This window comes from Sphingobium sp. BS19 (assembly GCF_027925545.1).
GTDB lineage: Bacteria > Pseudomonadota > Alphaproteobacteria > Sphingomonadales > Sphingomonadaceae > Sphingobium.
Genome location: NZ_BSEF01000080.1, coordinates 1 through 833 on the forward strand (window position 1 = coordinate 1; position 833 = coordinate 833).

At 58.6% G+C, this 833-nt stretch carries 1 protein-coding gene; it reads right to left on the reverse strand.

Annotation, left to right across the window (positions count from 1 at the left end; genetic code table 11):
* Positions 1–492 (reverse strand): transposase (locus QMG56_RS23250; RefSeq protein WP_281825277.1); only part of this gene is annotated, 492 nt, incomplete at its 3' end.
* Positions 493–833: the final 341 nt, after the last annotated feature.

Consider the following 833-nt stretch of genomic DNA (forward strand, 5'->3'; position numbering starts at 1 on the left):
GATTGCGACCTTTTCGGCTTCGGTATTGCGTTGCTTGGGTGCTGGCACGACCGTGGCGTCGATGATCTGCCCACCCATCGCCAGATAGCCCCGATCCTTGAGCGCCGCATCGAAGCGGGCGAATAACCGGTCGATCGCCTTGGCCTGCACGAGCCGTTCCCGGAGCAGCCACACGGTGGTCGCATCGGGCACCGTGCCGTCAAGGCCAAGTCCCAGAAACCGCTGGAACGAAAGGCGGTCCTTGATCTGGAACTCGGTGGCCTCGTCCGACAACGAGTAAAGCGCCTGCAGAACCAGGATCTTGAACATGAGCACCGGGTCGAACGGCGGCCGACCGCCCTTGCTGCGAACGTTACGTCGCAACGCCACAATCAACGGACTCCGGAAAACCTCGAAATCCACGACAGCCCCCAACCGCTCCAGCGGATCGCCTGCCGCACTCAGCGCTTCGTACCGGTATGAAAGATCGAAGAAACCCGGCTGACCTGCCATTATCACCTCCACCACATCGTCGGCGAAGTGCATCAAATCTACCCATCAAAGGCCACAGTTTTTCGAGGCGTCCAGCTGCTGCGCATCTACCGCGAGGAAGGTAAGCGCCGAAGCCCTTGCCGACACGCTAGCCGCTTCGCGTCAATGCCGCCTTCCGTCGGCGCTTACAACAGTTCCGTAACAAGCGATTACCAGTTCAAGGAATGGTCATCCTAGCCCGTCTTATTCACCGTGCTTAGTTAGAAGGGTTGGCGGGAGTGGCCTAAGCAGTTGCTTTATAGTAGGAAAATGGGTGTCGAAGCCAATCCTGCAACGAGGCAAAAAATGCCACAAGCCACACC